The sequence below is a fragment of the Actinomycetospora sp. genome (assembly GCF_036497245.1).
Taxonomy (GTDB): domain Bacteria; phylum Actinomycetota; class Actinomycetes; order Mycobacteriales; family Pseudonocardiaceae; genus Actinomycetospora.
On record NZ_DASXJS010000180.1, the window covers coordinates 1 to 14,293 of the forward strand.

11 protein-coding genes and 1 pseudogene are annotated in these 14,293 nt (G+C 75.4%); 8 read left to right on the plus strand and 4 right to left on the minus strand.

Annotation, left to right across the window (positions count from 1 at the left end; all coding sequences use genetic code 11):
* The 6 genes from VGI02_RS19040 to VGI02_RS19065 all read left to right on the plus strand — a co-directional run.
* A partial coding sequence (locus VGI02_RS19040) for an IclR family transcriptional regulator domain-containing protein (RefSeq protein WP_331629722.1) occupies positions 1-382 on the plus strand: 382 nt, incomplete at its 5' end.
* Positions 379-1,635, plus strand: coding sequence for a CaiB/BaiF CoA transferase family protein (locus VGI02_RS19045; RefSeq protein WP_331629724.1), 1,257 nt, complete (start codon positions 379-381; stop codon positions 1,633-1,635). The genes VGI02_RS19040 and VGI02_RS19045, both read left to right, overlap by 4 nt.
* On the plus strand, positions 1,632-2,531 hold the full coding sequence (locus VGI02_RS19050; protein ID WP_331629726.1) for an HpcH/HpaI aldolase/citrate lyase family protein: 900 nt from the start codon (positions 1,632-1,634) through the stop codon (positions 2,529-2,531). The genes VGI02_RS19045 and VGI02_RS19050 overlap by 4 nt, the downstream gene beginning before the upstream one ends.
* Before the next feature lie 14 nt (positions 2,532-2,545).
* The gene (locus VGI02_RS19055; protein WP_331629742.1) at positions 2,546-3,367 is read left to right on the plus strand and encodes a cyclase family protein; all 822 of its coding nucleotides are present in this window, start codon (positions 2,546-2,548) and stop codon (positions 3,365-3,367) included.
* Positions 3,364-4,890, plus strand: a complete 1,527-nt coding sequence (locus tag VGI02_RS19060) for an MmgE/PrpD family protein (RefSeq protein ID WP_331629728.1) — start codon at positions 3,364-3,366, stop codon at positions 4,888-4,890. The genes VGI02_RS19055 and VGI02_RS19060 overlap by 4 nt, the downstream gene beginning before the upstream one ends.
* A 154-nt stretch (positions 4,891-5,044) precedes the next feature.
* Positions 5,045-6,346, plus strand: coding sequence for an MFS transporter (locus VGI02_RS19065; protein ID WP_331629730.1), 1,302 nt, complete (start codon positions 5,045-5,047; stop codon positions 6,344-6,346).
* 132 nt (positions 6,347-6,478) lie between these two features.
* Here the strand turns inward: VGI02_RS19065 and VGI02_RS19070 are convergent, their stop codons facing one another.
* From VGI02_RS19070 to VGI02_RS19085, 4 genes are all read right to left on the minus strand, one after another.
* Positions 6,479-6,706 (minus strand): hypothetical protein, encoded by a 228-nt coding sequence (locus tag VGI02_RS19070; RefSeq protein ID WP_331629732.1) that lies wholly within the window; start codon positions 6,704-6,706, stop codon positions 6,479-6,481.
* 155 nt (positions 6,707-6,861) lie between these two features.
* Entirely contained in the window at positions 6,862-8,433 is a 1,572-nt protein-coding gene (locus tag VGI02_RS19075) for a dynamin family protein (protein ID WP_331629734.1), read from the minus strand.
* Positions 8,430-10,325, minus strand: coding sequence for a dynamin family protein (locus tag VGI02_RS19080; RefSeq protein WP_331629736.1), 1,896 nt, complete (start codon positions 10,323-10,325; stop codon positions 8,430-8,432). Before VGI02_RS19080 ends, VGI02_RS19075 begins: the two co-directional genes overlap by 4 nt.
* Positions 10,326-10,456: 131 nt before the next feature.
* Positions 10,457-11,425, minus strand: a complete 969-nt coding sequence (locus VGI02_RS19085; protein WP_331629738.1) for an IniB N-terminal domain-containing protein — start codon at positions 11,423-11,425, stop codon at positions 10,457-10,459.
* Positions 11,426-11,790: 365 nt separating this feature from the next.
* Between VGI02_RS19085 and VGI02_RS19090 the strand changes: the two genes are divergently transcribed.
* Both VGI02_RS19090 and VGI02_RS19095 read left to right on the plus strand, forming a co-directional pair.
* On the plus strand, positions 11,791-13,926 hold the full coding sequence (locus VGI02_RS19090; RefSeq protein WP_331629740.1) for an Hsp70 family protein: 2,136 nt from the start codon (positions 11,791-11,793) through the stop codon (positions 13,924-13,926).
* A pseudogene (locus VGI02_RS19095) lies at positions 13,923-14,293 on the plus strand (hypothetical protein); the annotation flags it as partial. The gene VGI02_RS19090 and the pseudogene VGI02_RS19095, both read left to right, overlap by 4 nt.

Below are 14,293 nucleotides of genomic sequence, written 5' to 3' on the forward strand. Positions count from 1 at the left end.
GTGCATGCTCGCGTTCCTCGACGACTCCCAGCGCGAGGAGATCCTCGGCGCCGGGCTCGTCGCCCTCACCTCGGGCACCATCGTCGACCCCGACGTGCTGCGCGACGAGCTCGAGCGCATCGTCGAGCGCCGCTACGCCGCGTCCGCCGGGGAGCGCCAGGCCGACGCCGGGTCCGTCGCCGCTCCGGTGTTCGGGGTCTCCGGCGAGGTCCTCGGCGCCATCTCGGTGTGCGGGCCGCGCTACCGCGTCACCGACGAGTTCGTCGCCGCCATCGCACCGCGCGTGGTCGCCGTGGCCGACCACATCTCCCACCGGCTCGGCGCCGCCCCGCGCCGCACGCCGGTCCTGGCCGGTTCCGCAGCAGAGAGGACGGCTCGATGACGCCCGACCCCACCTCCCACGGCGCGCCCGACCCCACCTCCCACGGCGCGCCCGACCCCACCTCCCACCCGCGAGGGGCCCTCGCCGGACTCAAGGTCCTCGACGTCGCCACCCTCTTCGCCGGCCCGCTCGCGGCCACCCTGCTCGGCGACCACGGCGCCGAGGTGATCAAGATCGAGCACCCCCGCGGCGACCCGTCGCGCACCCACGGCTCGCAGCGCGACGGCGTGGGGCTCTGGTGGACGATGCTCGGCCGCAACAAGAAGTCGATCACCCTGGTGCTGTCGACGAAGGAGGGCCAGGAGGTCTTCCGCGAGCTCGCCGCGGACGCCGACGTCGTCATCGAGAACTTCCGGCCCGGCACGCTGGAGCGCTGGGGCCTCGGCCCGGAGGTGCTGCAGGAGCGCAACCCGCGCCTGGTCGTGGCCCGCGTGACCGGCTTCGGCCAGACCGGGCCGTACGCGAACCGGCCCGGGTTCGGCACCCTCGCCGAGGCGATGAGCGGGTTCGCGGCCATCACCGGCCAGCCCGACGGCCCGCCGACGCTGCCGCCCTTCGGCCTCGCCGACGGCGTCACCGCGCTCACCACGGCGTTCGCGGTGATGACCGCGCTGCGCGCCCGGGAGACCTCGGGCCGCGGGCAGGTCGTCGACATGGCGATCATCGAGCCGCTGCTCACGGTGCTCGGCCCGCAGCTCGTCGCCTACGACCAGCTCGGCGAGCTGCAACCCCGCCACGGCAACCGCTCCTCGAACAACGCCCCGCGCAACACCTACGAGTGCGCGGACGGGCGCTGGGTCGCGGTCTCCACGAGCGCGCAGTCGATCGCGGAGCGGGTGATGCGCCTGGTCGGGCGCCCCGAGGTGATCGACGAGCCGTGGTTCGCGACCGGCTCCACCCGCGCGCAGCACGCCGACGAGCTCGACGCCGCCGTCGGGGCCTGGATCGCCGAGCGCGACCGCGACGACGTGGTGGACGCGTTCGAGAAGGCCGAGGCGGCGGTCGCGCCGATCTACACCGCGGCCGACGTCCTGGCCGACCCGCAGTACGCGGCGCTGGAGAGCATCGTGACCGTCGACGACGACGAGCTCGGCCCGGTCAAGATGCAGAACGTCCCGTTCCGGCTCTCCGAGACCCCCGGGCGCGTGCGCACCTCCGGTCCGCCGCTGGGCGCGCACACCGCCGAGGTGCTCGCCCGCCACGGCGTCGACGGCGACCGGCTCGCGGCGCTCCGCGCGAGCGGCGCGGTATGAGCACGGGCCCGGGCACCACCGGTCTGGGCGTCGCCCGCAGCTGGCTCTACGTGCCCGGGCACCGCGCCGACCTCGTCGCGAAGGCGCTGGCCGGGGAGGCCGAGGCGGTCGTCGTCGATCTCGAGGACGCCGTCGCGGCCGGGGCGAAGGACGCCGCGCGCTCGACGGTCGCCGACCTCGCCGCCGGTCCGCGCGACCGGCCGCTGTGGGTGCGGATGAACGCCCCCGGCGAGGCCGCCGGGCACGCCGACGACCCGTGGGGCGCGGCCGACGCCGCCGTGCTCGCCCGGGCCGACGTCGACGGGGTCCGCGTCCCCAAGGCCTCCGACCCCGACGCCGTCGCCCGCCTCGCCGACCGGCTCGGGCGTCCGCTGCACCTGCTGCTCGAGTCGGCGCTGGGGGTCGAGAGGGCGTTCGCGCTGGCCACGGCGCATCCGCTGGTCGCCGCGGTGTCCCTCGGCGAGGCCGACCTCGCCGCCGACCTGCGCGTCGCCGACCGCGCCGCGCTGGAGTGGGCGCGCCAGCGGGTCGTGGTCGCCAGCCGCGCGGCGGGCCTGCCGTCACCGCTCGCGCCGGTGTGGACCGACCTGCCCGATCTCGACGGCCTCGCGCTCGACAGCCGGACCGCCCGCGACCGCGGGTTCTGGGGCCGCTCGGTGATCCACCCGCGCCAGGTCCCGGTGGTGCACCGGGCCTTCGCGGCCACCGCCGACGAGCTCGCCCGCGCCCGTGCGCTGCTCGACTCGCTCGAGGACGCGGGCGCGCGCGGCGAGACCGCCTACCGGGACGCCGAGGGCCGTTTCGTCGACCCCGCCGTCGTCGCCGGCGCCCGCACCGTCCTCGCCAGGGCCGTTCACCGCAGTGCCGTCCCCGCCGAGACCAGGGAGACCCCGTGAGCACACCGACCACCATGACGACCCCCGGCACCCGTGCGCTGCTCGACGCCGTGGCCGGCGGTCTGCGCACGATCGAGCTCGGTCAGCCGCTGTTCACCGGCATGCCCTGCTCGCCGAACCATCCCGGGTTCCGGATGACGCTCATCCGCCGCCACGGCGACATGGTCCGTCCCGACGGCGGGTCCGCCTCGAACGAGATCCTCGTGACCGGCGGGCACGTCGGCACCCACGTCGACGCGCTCGCGCACGTCAGCCAGGAGGGCTGCCTGCACGGCGGGGTCGACGCGGCCGAGGGTCAGGTCGGCGGGGTGCACGCCGAGCACGGCGCCGAGCGCATCCCGCCGATGATCACGCGAGGCGTGCTGCTCGACGTGGCCGCCACCCGCGGCGTCGACGTGCTCGACCCCGGCCAGGGCGTGACCGCCGACGACCTCGCGGCGGCCGCCGAGCGCGCCGGTGCCGAGCCGGGGCGCGGCGACGTCGCGCTGGTGCGCACCGGCTGGGCCCGCCACTTCGGCGACGCGGCCACCTACCTCGGCCAGGCCGACGGCGTCCCCGGGGTGGACGAGGACGGTGCACGCTGGCTCGCCGAGCGGGGCGTGGTCGCGGCCGGGTCGGACACCACCGCGTTCGAGCGCATCCCGCCGGGCGCCGGGCACCGGGAGCTGCCGGTGCACCGCATCCTGCTCGTCGAGCACGGCATCCACATCGTCGAGCACCTCGCGCTGGAGGACGCCTCGCAGGCCGGGCTGGGCGAGTTCCTCTTCGTCATGACGCCGCTGCGCATCGTCGGCGGCACGGGCTCCCCGGTGCGCCCGGTGGCGGTGCTCGCATGAGCCGCCCCGCCGCGGCCCCATCCGGTGCCGCTCCCGCCGCCCCTTCGCACGAGGGGAACCCTCGGGCGGATAGAGCGGCCGAATCCTCCCCTCGCGGAGCCTCCCGCACCCCGGCCCAGCAGGTCGCCGACCTCGCCGCCCGCGTCACCGTCGAGGGCCTGCCGGACCACCTGCGCGACGACCTCGCCGCGCGCACCGTCGACCTGCTCGGCAACTGCCTCGCCGCGCGCGCCGAGGAGCCGGGGCGGATCGTCTCGCGGGTCGTCGACGAGTGGGGCGGGCACGGCGGCGCGACGTCGTTCGCCACCGGGGAGCGGCTCCCCCCGCCGTCGGCCGCCCTGGTCAACGGCACGCTGGCCCACAGCCTGGACTTCGACGACACCCACCTGCCGTCCGTGCTGCACCCGTCGTCGGCGGTGCTGCCCGCGGCGTTCGCCGTCGCCGAGGCGACCGGGGCGGGCGGGCCCGCGTTCCTCGACGCGGCCGCCGTCGGGGTGGAGCTCACCTGCCGGCTCGGGATGGCCGGGTACGACGAGGCCGCGGGCACCTCGGTGTTCTTCGAGTGGGGGCAGCACGCGACCGCGATCTGCGGCGCGGTCGGCGCCGCACTGGCCGCCGGGATGCTGCGCGGGTGCTCCGCCGACGAGCTGACCTCGGCGATCGGGATCGCGGCGAGCATGGGCAGCGGGGTCATCGAGGCCAACCGCACCGGCGGGACGATCAAGCGGGTGCACTGCGGCTGGGCCGCGCACGCGGGCGTCGCGGCCGCCGACCTCGCCCGCCACGGCCTCACCGGCCCGCCGACGGTGCTCGAGGGCGGGTTCGGGTTCCTGCGCGCTTTCCTGGGGGACCGCGTTCAGATCGAGGCGGTCACCGACGGGCTCGGCGAGCACTGGGAGACACCGGGGATCTTCTTCAAGCCCTACCCGTGCAACCACTTCACCCACGCAGGCATCGACGCCGCGCGGGCGCTGCGGGCGCGGGGGGTGCGTCCCGACGACGTCGAGCGGCTCGTCCTCGGCGTCCCCGCGCCGGTGCTGCGCACGATCGCGGAGCCCCGCGCCGAGAAGATCCACCCGCGCTCGGGGTACCACGCGGCGTTCAGCGGGCCCTACACCGTCGCGGCGGCGCTGTCCGGGGGACGCGAGCCGTCGGGGCTCGGGGTGTTCCACCCGGACTTCGCCGACGAGGCAGCGGCCGACCCCGAGCGCCTCGCCCTGGCGGCCCGCGTCGAGGTCGTCGCCGACGACGAGGCCACGGCCGGGTTCCCGCACCAGTTCCCGGCGGTCCTCACGGCGCACCTGCGCTCCGGAGAGACGGTGACCGAGCGGGTGCGCGAGAACCGCGGCGGGCCGGGACGGCCGCTGTCGGCCGCCGAGCACGAGACCAAGTTCGCGGGCAACGCCGCGCGCTCGGTCGGGGCGGACACCGCCGCCGAGCTGGCCCGCCTGGTCTGGGATCTGCGCGGCGACCTGCGCCCCGCGGACCTCGGCGCACGGCTGTCCGGAGCACTGCATGCCTGAGTCGTTCCTTTCAGCGGAACAATTGCGAAATGGTCTCCGGGTGCTCGACCAGCGACCTTGACCACCATTGCCCGACCCCGCCATGCTGCTTAGAAGACGTCATTCGTCGTTCGTTTCCTCCAGCGGAACGAACATTCATCGACAGGTGAAGACCATGCCGACCCGGTTCCGGTGGGCCACGATCGCCCTGATCGTCGCCCTGATCGTCATCAACTACATCGATCGCAGTGCCATCTCGTACGCGGTCACGCCGCTGCAGAACGAATTCGGGATCTCGACCGCGGAGTACGGCGTGGTCTCGAGCGTCTTCGCGATCGGCTACATGGTCTTCGCTTTCCTGTCGGGCCCGCTCGTGGACCGCTTCGGGACGCGGCGGGTGCTGCTCACCGCGATCCTGCTGTTCTCGTTGTGCACCGCGCTCACGCCGCTGGCGGGCGGGTTCATCGGGCTGCTGCTCATCCGCCTGGTCCTGGGCGCGGCCGAGGCGCCCGCCTTCCCCGCCGCGAGCCGGACGGCCAGCCAGTGGCTGCCGCGGGCCGAGCGCGGGTTCGCGCTCGCGCTGATCGGCGGGGTCGCGGTGTCGGGCAGCCTGCTCATCGCGGGCCCCCTGCTCACCCAGCTCATCGGCGCCGTCGGGTGGCGCGGGATGTTCTGGACGATGTGCGTGCTCGGCCTGTTGTGGGCGGTGGTCGCGGCCGGCCTGCTGGCGAGCGCACCCGCCGACTCGCGCCGGGTGAACGACGCCGAGCGCGCCCTCATTGCGGCCGGGCAGGACGCCGCGGAGCAGCACACGGCCCCGCGACGCACCGACTGGCGGTCGCTGTTCACCAACCGGAACCTGTGGATCGTCGCCGTCGGCTACTTCTCCTGGGGCTTCATGTTCTGGGGCTTCATGTACTGGCTGCCGCAGTACCTCTCGACGGCGTTCAAGCTGAGCCTCAAGGCGGTCGGGGCGTTCGCGATCGCGCCGTGGGCGGCCGGGATCGTCGGCGCGCTGATCGGTGGCTTCCTCGTCGACCGCATCTACCGGCGCACCCGCAGCGTCCGCAGCCGCTTCACGATCATGGGCGTCGCGCTGCTGCTCTCCGGCGCCTCGCTGATCCCGGTGTTCCTCGACCCGTCGCTGACCGTCGCGCTGGTCTCGATCTCCTGCGGGGTCGGGTTCGGGTTCGTCACGGGCGGCATCTGGTGGGTCGCCTCGATCGACGCCGAGCCGTCCCAGCCCGCGACGGCCGCCGGGTTCGCCGACGCCGCGTTCGCGCTCGCCGGCATCGTCGCGCCGCTCGCGATGGGCTTCATCGTCGCCGGCACCGGGACGTTCACCAGCGGCTTCATCACGATGAGCATCCTCGCCGTCGTGGGCGCGCTCGCGATGCTGCTCGGCACCCGCGAGCCGACCCATTCCGACGGCGCCGACGTCCCCGCGGATTCCCGCTCGGAGGCCGAGGCGGTGTAGGTGCGCTGCGCGTTCGTGAGGTCGCGGCCGGCGAGTGGACCCCCACGGCTTTCGCCACAGCCCCCAGGGCCCACTCGACAGTCTCCGACAGGCTCCTTAGCACCGATGAGTGCTCACGAGGCCGAAGGCCACCTACGGGTAGCTGCCGTCCCCGGTCTCGACGCTCCCCGCCGGCACGGCGTGCACCTGGGAGTAGGTCGTGGTCGACCCGACGATCGACTCGACGAACACCACGACCTGCTGCCCGGCGCTCGCCAGCGCCGACCCGAGGTTGCCCGTCGTGGCGGCGGCCTGCGTCGGCTGGGTGATGATGGCGTAGAGGATCAGGATCCCGATGATCCAGCCCACGATGCGCCCCATTTCGGGATGATGACGCCGATCACAGCTCTTGCGCATCCCCTCTTCGCACTATTTCCCCTGGTCATCGGCCATTCGCACGCCTCGCTGCCCCCGAATGGTCGTAGGTGGCCTCCGGCCTCGTGAGCACGTTCCGGTGCTATGACACCAGAAAGTGCTCACAAGGCCGGAGGCCACCTCAGCAGCCCCTCGCACGACCGCACCACCGCGCGCGCCACCTCGGCCGCCGCGCGCGAGGTCAGCGGGCTCTCCGCCCGCACCCGCCAGCGGTCGAGCGCCTCCAGCGCCGCCGCCCGCACGTCGCCACCGTCGGCGAGCCCCAACCGCTCCGCGGCCCCCGGCCCGTCGCCCCCGAGCAGCTGCTCCGCCTCGGCGCCCGTCCCCTCGGGCATCGCGACCTGGCCCTGCCGAAGCGCCGCGAGCAGCCGCTGCTCGGTGAACGCGTGCGCGCCGGTGAGCAGCCGTTCCAGCTCGGCCGCGACCGGCCCGGCATCGGGACGCGGCGCGCGGCCCAGGACCAGGTCGACGGCGAGCAGCGCGGACCGGGCCTGGTGCACGTCCCGGCGCCCGAGCACGCGGGAGGTCAGCGCCTCCCGCAGTTCCTCCAGCCCACTGCGGCGCACCAGTTCCTCGGCCAGCGACGGTGAGTCGACGACCCCGCGCCCGGTCCGCGCGCCGCGCCGCAGCACGGTGGTCGCCGACCGGATCCCGAACACCCCGAAGCGTTCCATCAGCGCGCGACGCGCCGGCTCGTCGAGCCGGACGCCGTCGGGATCGGACGCGAGCGCCTCGGCGACGACGGCGGGCGGCTCCGCCACGGTGAAACGGTCCGCCGAGAGCAGCAGCGCGTCGACCTCCGCGCGCGGGGCCCGGGCCAGGGCCCGCAGCGCGGTGAACTCGGACTGGCGCAGCGTCCGCGCGGTCTCGGCGAGCAGGCCGTCGACCGCCACCACGGTCTGGCACAGCGGTCGCAGCGCCGGGTCCTCGCGGTAGGCCTGGGCGACCTGACCCGCCGTCGTCACGGCGTCCAGCCCGCCCCCGCCGATCTCGTCGGCCCTGGAGAGCACGACCACCGTGCCGGACGCCCCGACCGCGCCCAGCCCACCCGCGCCGCCCTGGGCGAGGTCGGCGAACGCCTCGAGGAACCCGACGTCGGACCGGTGCGCGTGGCGCATCAGGTAGACGACGGCGTCCGCGCCGGAGGGCCGGTCGTCGGGGGTGACGAACGACAGCGTGCGCCGCGAGTTGGTCTCGCGGATCGAGTCCAGGCCGGGGGTGTCGACGAGGGTGGCCTGCGCCAGCCCCCGCGACGGCCAGTCCACGAGCAGGCGCCCGACGCGCGCCGGGTCCCCGATCCCGCCCAGGTCGATCCGCAGGCCGTCGCCGTCCCGGGCGAACGGCACGGTCGCCCGGCGCCCGTCGAGGTCCTCCCGCACGACGGCGGCCGAGGGCGCGTCCCGGTACCAGGTCACCAGCCGGGTGCACTCCCCCGCGTCGGTCGCCGCGATGCGCTCGCCGACCAGCGCGTTGAGCAGCGTCGACTTGCCCGCCTTGAGCGTGCCCGCGAGGGCCACCCGCAGCGGTTCGTCGAGCCGGGCGCGGGCGTCGTGCAGGACCGAGCGGGCCCACGCCGTCGCCGGGTCGGCCGGGCCGGTGCCGTAGAGACGCAGCGCGCCGTCGACGACGTGGCGGGCCGCCCCGACGACACCGCTCGGGTCGGGCGCGCTCACGCCCCGACCAGCCGCGACGGCCGCGGTCCGGTCCCCGCCTGCCCGCGCAGTCGGCGGGCGCCCTGGGCGAGGTGCTCGACGCGCTCCAGCTCGGCGTCGACGTCGGCGAGCCGCGCCGCGCGCTTGGCACCGTCGGCCTCGACCGCGCGGGCCGCCTCGGCGGTGGCGGCCAGCGAGCGCTCCAGCTCCTCGGCCGTCGTCGTGAAGTGGTCGCGCAGGGTCCGCTGCACCTCGCGGAGCATGTCGCGGGAGTTCTTGCCGGCCTGGAAGGTGACGTCGTCGACGTGGCGGCGGACGGCCTGCTTGGCCTCGCCCTGCCGACGGCGCAGCGCGCGCTTGCGCTCGTCGACCAGCGTCTTCGACCCGAGCAACAGCCCGGCGCCGACGGAGAACGGGTTGAGCAGCGCCATCCCCCCGATGGTCGTCAACATGCCGATCATCAGCACGCCGCCGTAGGACCCGCGCATCCCGATCATCAGCGACTGCGTGATCCCGAACTTCTCGTGGTCCGGCGCGGCCAGCATCGTCACCGGGTCGGCCGCGAGCCCCGTCCCGTCCGGCGAGGCCCCGACGGTCACCGGGGGCAGCACCCCCGCCCCGTCCTCGGCGAAGTGCGTGGCGACCAGCTCGGCGAGCCACCGCGTGCGCTCCTCGGCCCACACCACGTTCGTCGACACCCCCGCCGAGACCTGCTGGTGGAGCCACGGCGCGAACTGCTCCCAGGTCTTCGCCGGGTCGGTCTCGTCCAGCGCGGCCTCGGCGTCGGTGACGACGGTGCGCAGCCGGTCCCGCAGGTCGTACTCGATGTCGGAGACGAGGTCGGCGATCCCGTCGTTGAGGGTCTGCTGCCAGCGCGCGGCCCGGTCGCGCAGCGACGCCGCCTGCGCCCGCGACCGGTCCACCTCCGCGGCGATCCGGTGGGCACGCTGCGGGTCGGCGAGGGCGTCGCGCTCGGCGCGGAAGGTCGTGGCGAACTGCTCGCACGCCACGAGGACCTCGTCGGCGACCATCCGGGTCCGCCGTGCCTGCCTGCCGTGCGCGACCTCCGTGACGAGCAGCCGGCGAACCTCCTCGATCCCGGACTCCGCGGCGAGCTCCCGGGCGGTGTCGGCGGGCAGGTCGTCGCCCTCGGCGGCGTGCAGCGCGAGCGCGGCCGACGTCGGCAGCACCCGCACGGCCCGCAGCCCGTCCCCGGACTGATCGAGGTGTCCGCGGTCGAGATCGGCGATGCGGCGCCAGTGCGGGTGCAGGTCGATCCGGGTGAGGACGACGGCGACGGTCGGACTGACCGCGGCGGCCGTCCGGGCCAGCGCGAGCTCGGGTGCGGTCAGCTCACGCCCGCCGTCGGCGACGACGAGCACCGCGTCCGCCCCGGGTAGCTCGGCCATCGTCGACACCGACGACGGCGACGCGAGCCCGCCCGCCCCCGGGGTGTCGACGAGCCGCAGACCCTCGAGCACCGGACGCGGCAGCGTCGCCTCGGCGTGCGACCAGCCGGCGCGGTTGTCCGGGTTGCCCCGCTCGGTGACGTGCTCCGCGAGGGCGGCCGGGCTGACGGTCTGCTGCTCGGTGCTCGGACCCGATCCCTCCGGGCCGTCCACGCCGCGCACGAGCACGACGCCCGCCTGCTCCGCGTACGAGCACACCGTCGGCACGGTCGTCGCGCGGTGCGGGTCGGCCGGCAGCGCACGACCCCCGAGCACCGCGTTGACCAGCTCCGTCTTGCCCGCCTTGAACTCGCCGACGACGAGGACCCGGGCCCGGTCGTCCGCGACGGCCCGGGACACCACACGGAGCCGTTTCTCCAGGTCGGGCCGGTCGTAGGCGGCGGCCGCCCGACGAGCCAGCTCGACCAGTTCGGACGGCTCCCCGCCCGCCGGATGGTCGGTCATGCGCGGTCCCCCTACTCGAATCCCCCGTCGGACACACGACAGCCGGGGCACGGCGCGTGTGCACCGTGCCCCGGCTGTGTCGTCACGCCGCTGACGTTACGCGGCTGTGACTCCCCCCTTGGTGGTCGACCTCAGGCTCCGGGAATGAGCGCGAAGGCCGGGTCGTGGACCGTGCTGTGGTCGATCGAGTTGTCGACCGAGTTGTCGTCGTGCGACAGCGTGTTGTAGCTGTCGTCGTAGTGGCTCGACGTGTCGGTGTTGACCGAGTGGTCCGAGTTGTCCTGGGCGTGCGAGTCGGTCGACGTGTGGTTCTGCGAGTCGGTGATGTTGTGCGAGTCCGTCGAGACGTGGTCGTGCGAGTCGGTCGCGACGTTGCCCGCACCGTTCTGGACGGTGCCGCCACCGAAGCTGGTGAGGGTGGTGTCGGCGTGGTTGCCCGCCGCCGCACCGGTGCCGGTGTTGATGGCGCCGCCGTCGCCGGTACCGACGTGCGAGAGCGCCGAGCCGGAACCGAACGCCGTCGTCGAGCCGTCGCCCGACTGCATGTTGCCGTCGCCGATCTGGTTGTGGCCGCCGGTGGCCACCGTGCCGTTGTTGTCGCCCTCGATGCTCGAGCCGCCCGCACCGACGTTGTGGGTGTCGTTGTTGACCTCGACGTTCGCGCCGTGGTCGGCCCAAATCTTGGTGATGTTGTTCGTGTTGTAGATCGTGTCGTGCGAGTCGAACGAGTAGTTGTTCGTCACGTAGTTCAGGTGCGTGACGACCTTGTCGATCTCGCTGTCCTGGTGGTGCGCCGGCTTGTGGTCGTCGTCGCAGCCCGGGTCGCTGCTCCAGTGGTGACCACCGTGGTGCGGGTCGTGGTGCTTCGGGGCGTCGTCGTGGCAGTCGCCCTTGTCGCAGTCGTCCTCGTACTTGGCGCACTTCTCGGGGTCGACCTTCTCGAGGACGACCGGCAGCAGGTCCTTGACGTCGTCGACCGAGCAGTTCGCCAGGCCTGCGGCGTGCAGCGCACCCTGCGGGTCCTCGCGGAAGTCGGCCAGCGCGGACTTGTCGTGCAGCAGGTCGAGCAGGAACTGCAGCAAGGTCTTGTGCTCGCTCATGTGGTGCCCCCGTGATCGTGTGTGGTCCTCGGAGCGCCCTCGGCGTGGTGCCGGGGCGGCGTGGTGAGAACCGTGCCGTCCGGGGCGTCGCCGGCCATCGGGGCTCGCGCCGGGTTCGCCATCGGGGCCCTTAGGGGGTCCGGGCCACACCCCCGGCGCCCGGCCCGGGGGTGGTCGTCACGGCCGGTGCCCAGTACCCCCGAGCCCTCGTCGTGTCGTCACTCGATCGAGCTACGACTATGTAACGGTGCTCTCCCGAGGGCCGATGATGCCCACGGATCAGCGACGTGTGCCGACCCGTCCGAGGGGGACGGCGGGGCGGCGCGCACGCGTCCCACGGGGCGCCGACGACGGGGGAGCCGGTAGTGCACGAGCCGAGCCAGGGATGGGCGCCGCGACCCAGCGGGCCCCCGCAGCCCGTCGTCATGGCGCCCGCACCACGTCCGGACACCCCGTACGACCTGGGCATCGACCTCGGCACCACCTTCACCGCCGCCGCCGTGCGCGCCGAGTCCCGGCCCGGCACGCCTCCGCCGACCGTGCGCGTCGTCGGGCTCGAGCGCGGCAGCGTCCAGGTGCCCTCGGTCCTGCTCGTCGACGACGACGGGTCGCTGCTGGTCGGCGGCGAGGCCGAGGCCCGCGCCGCCTGGGCCCCGCAGCGCGTGGTGCGCGAGTTCAAGCGCCGGCTCGGGGACGCCACCCCGATCGTCGTCGCCGGTGAGGGCTTCTCCGCCGACGGCGTCGCGGCCGAGATGGTGCGCTGGACCGCCGACCGGGTCGCCGAGACCCACGGCACCGAGCCGCGCCGCATCGCCGTCGCCCACCCCGCCGGCTGGGGCGCCTACCGCCGCCGGGTCTTCACCGAGGCCCTCGCCGAGGTCGGGCTCCACGACGTCGTCCTGCTCACCGAGCCCGAGGCCGCCGCGGCCGCCCACGCCGCCGCGGGCCGGTTGCCGGTCGGGCGCACCGTCGCCGTCTACGACCTCGGCGGCGGCACCTTCGACGCGGCCGTCGTGTGCGGCGTGCCCGCCACCCCGGTCGCGCCCCTCGGCCTCACCGTGCGCGGCCGCGGCCAGGGCCTCGAGGCGCTCGGCGGCATCGACTTCGACGAGGCCCTCTTCTGGCACGTCTGCTCCCAGCTCGGCGGCGCCATCGCGGCGCTCGACCCCGCCGACCCGGCCACGGTCCGTGCCGTCGCCGGTCTGCGCCGCGCGTGCGTGGTCGCGAAGGAGACGCTCTCGGTCGACACCGACGCCGTGGTCGACGTGGCGCTCCCCGACCTCAGCACCCGGGTGCGCGTCACCCGCGGCGAGTTCGAGGAGATGATCGAGCCGGCGCTGCGCCAGACCGTCGACGTCCTCGGCGAAGTCCTCGACTCGTCGGGGCTCCGCGCCCAGGACCTCGACGGCGTGCTGCTCGTCGGCGGCTCCTCCCGCATCCCGCTGGTCGCCCGGATGCTCTCCGCCGAGCTCGGCCGCCCCGTCGCGGTCGACCCGGACCCGACGACCGTCGTCGCCCGCGGCGCCACCTGGGCCGCCGCCGCGGCGAGCGGCGCGATCCGCCCGGCCGCACCGACCTCCGGCGGCTTCCCCGCCCCCGGGTCCGGCCCCTTCCCGGCGCCCTCGCCCGCCTACGGCTCCATCCCCTTCCCCGCGGTGCCGCACCCGGCCGCGCCGGTGGATGACGAGCCCCGCACCGACGTCGTCGGGCGCTCGGCCGCGCTGCTCGCGCACGCCCGCCACGGCGACCCCGACGACCCGATGACGACGCCGGTGCGCCTCGACCTCCGCGGCGCGACCGTCGAGCCCGCGACGGTGGCGTTCGGCGTCCCGACCTCGGCGATGCCGCCGGCCCGCCCGACCGCGTTCGCGGCGGCCGCCGCCGGGCCGTTCGAGCCCCCGACCGGCCCCGACCCCCGCAAGCGACGCATGGTGATCGGTGCGAGCGCGGCGGCGGTCCTCGTCGTCGGCGGCGCCGTCGCGGTGACGGTGCCGATGATCGGGAAGGCGAGCTCCACGACCTCCGCGACGGTGGCCACCCCCGGGGCCCCGGCCGGCGTCACCGCTCAGCCCGCCGCCGCCGATGCCGGCACCCTCCCGGCCGGCACCCTGCCGGCCGCGACCGACCCGGCGACCGGTGCCTCGACCCCCGGCAGCACCGCGGACGTCGCGAACCGGGCGGCGACCGCCGCAGCGCCGGGCGCCCCGGCCGTGCGTCCCGGGGCTCCCGTCGTGGCGCCCCGGCCCGGGGTCCCCGCCGCCGCCCCCGCCGTCGTGCCCCCGGCCGCGAAGCCCGCAAACGTCCCCGCTCCGGTGACGAACCCCGGAACCGGCAGCGCGCCGTCCGCCAACCCCGGTGGCAACACCCAGCAGCCCAAGAGCGGCGACACCTCGCCGCCGGCCACGCCGCCGGTGGTCTCCGATCCGCCCGCCGACCCGACGCCACCCACCACGACGGACCCGTCCCCGGCGCCCGCTCCTCCTGCCGGGCCGTCGGCATGACCGTGCTCGACGAGTCGCCGGCCTTCCTCGACGCCCGCGCTCTCGCGTCCGCCGGCGCCGACCACGGCTCGGGGGCGGACGACCTCGTCGCGGCGGCCGAGCGGGCCGCCGCCGCGGGCGAGCTGGTGGAGGCCGCCCGCTGCGCCGACGCCGTTCTCGTCGAGCCGGACGCCGAGTCCGGCCGCCTGGTGCGCGCCGCCCACGTGCTCGCCGGGGTCCACGCCCACCGCGGGATGCTCGCCGACGCCGCCGAGCTGCACGCCTGGGTCGCGCTCGTCGCCCCGTGCTCGACCTCGCCCGCCGCCGCCGTCGCGCTGCTGGGCACCGGGCGCGACGTCGCCGAGCCCACCACCGGCTCGACCCGCCC

Excerpts from the sequence above, each read along its gene's own strand:
- VGI02_RS19085 (WP_331629738.1), bottom strand. The coding sequence starts at position 11,425 with ATGAGCGAGCACAAGACCTTGCTGCAGTTCCTGCTCGACCTGCTGCAC.
- VGI02_RS19055 (WP_331629742.1), top strand. The coding sequence starts at position 2,546 with ATGACGACCCCCGGCACCCGTGCGCTGCTCGACGCCGTGGCCGGCGGT.
- VGI02_RS19060 (WP_331629728.1), top strand. The coding sequence starts at position 3,364 with ATGAGCCGCCCCGCCGCGGCCCCATCCGGTGCCGCTCCCGCCGCCCCT.
- VGI02_RS19080 (WP_331629736.1), bottom strand. The coding sequence starts at position 10,325 with ATGACCGACCATCCGGCGGGCGGGGAGCCGTCCGAACTGGTCGAGCTG.
- VGI02_RS19045 (WP_331629724.1), top strand. The coding sequence starts at position 379 with ATGACGCCCGACCCCACCTCCCACGGCGCGCCCGACCCCACCTCCCAC.
- VGI02_RS19070 (WP_331629732.1), bottom strand. The coding sequence starts at position 6,706 with ATGGGGCGCATCGTGGGCTGGATCATCGGGATCCTGATCCTCTACGCC.
- VGI02_RS19065 (WP_331629730.1), top strand. The coding sequence starts at position 5,045 with ATGCCGACCCGGTTCCGGTGGGCCACGATCGCCCTGATCGTCGCCCTG.
- VGI02_RS19050 (WP_331629726.1), top strand. The coding sequence starts at position 1,632 with ATGAGCACGGGCCCGGGCACCACCGGTCTGGGCGTCGCCCGCAGCTGG.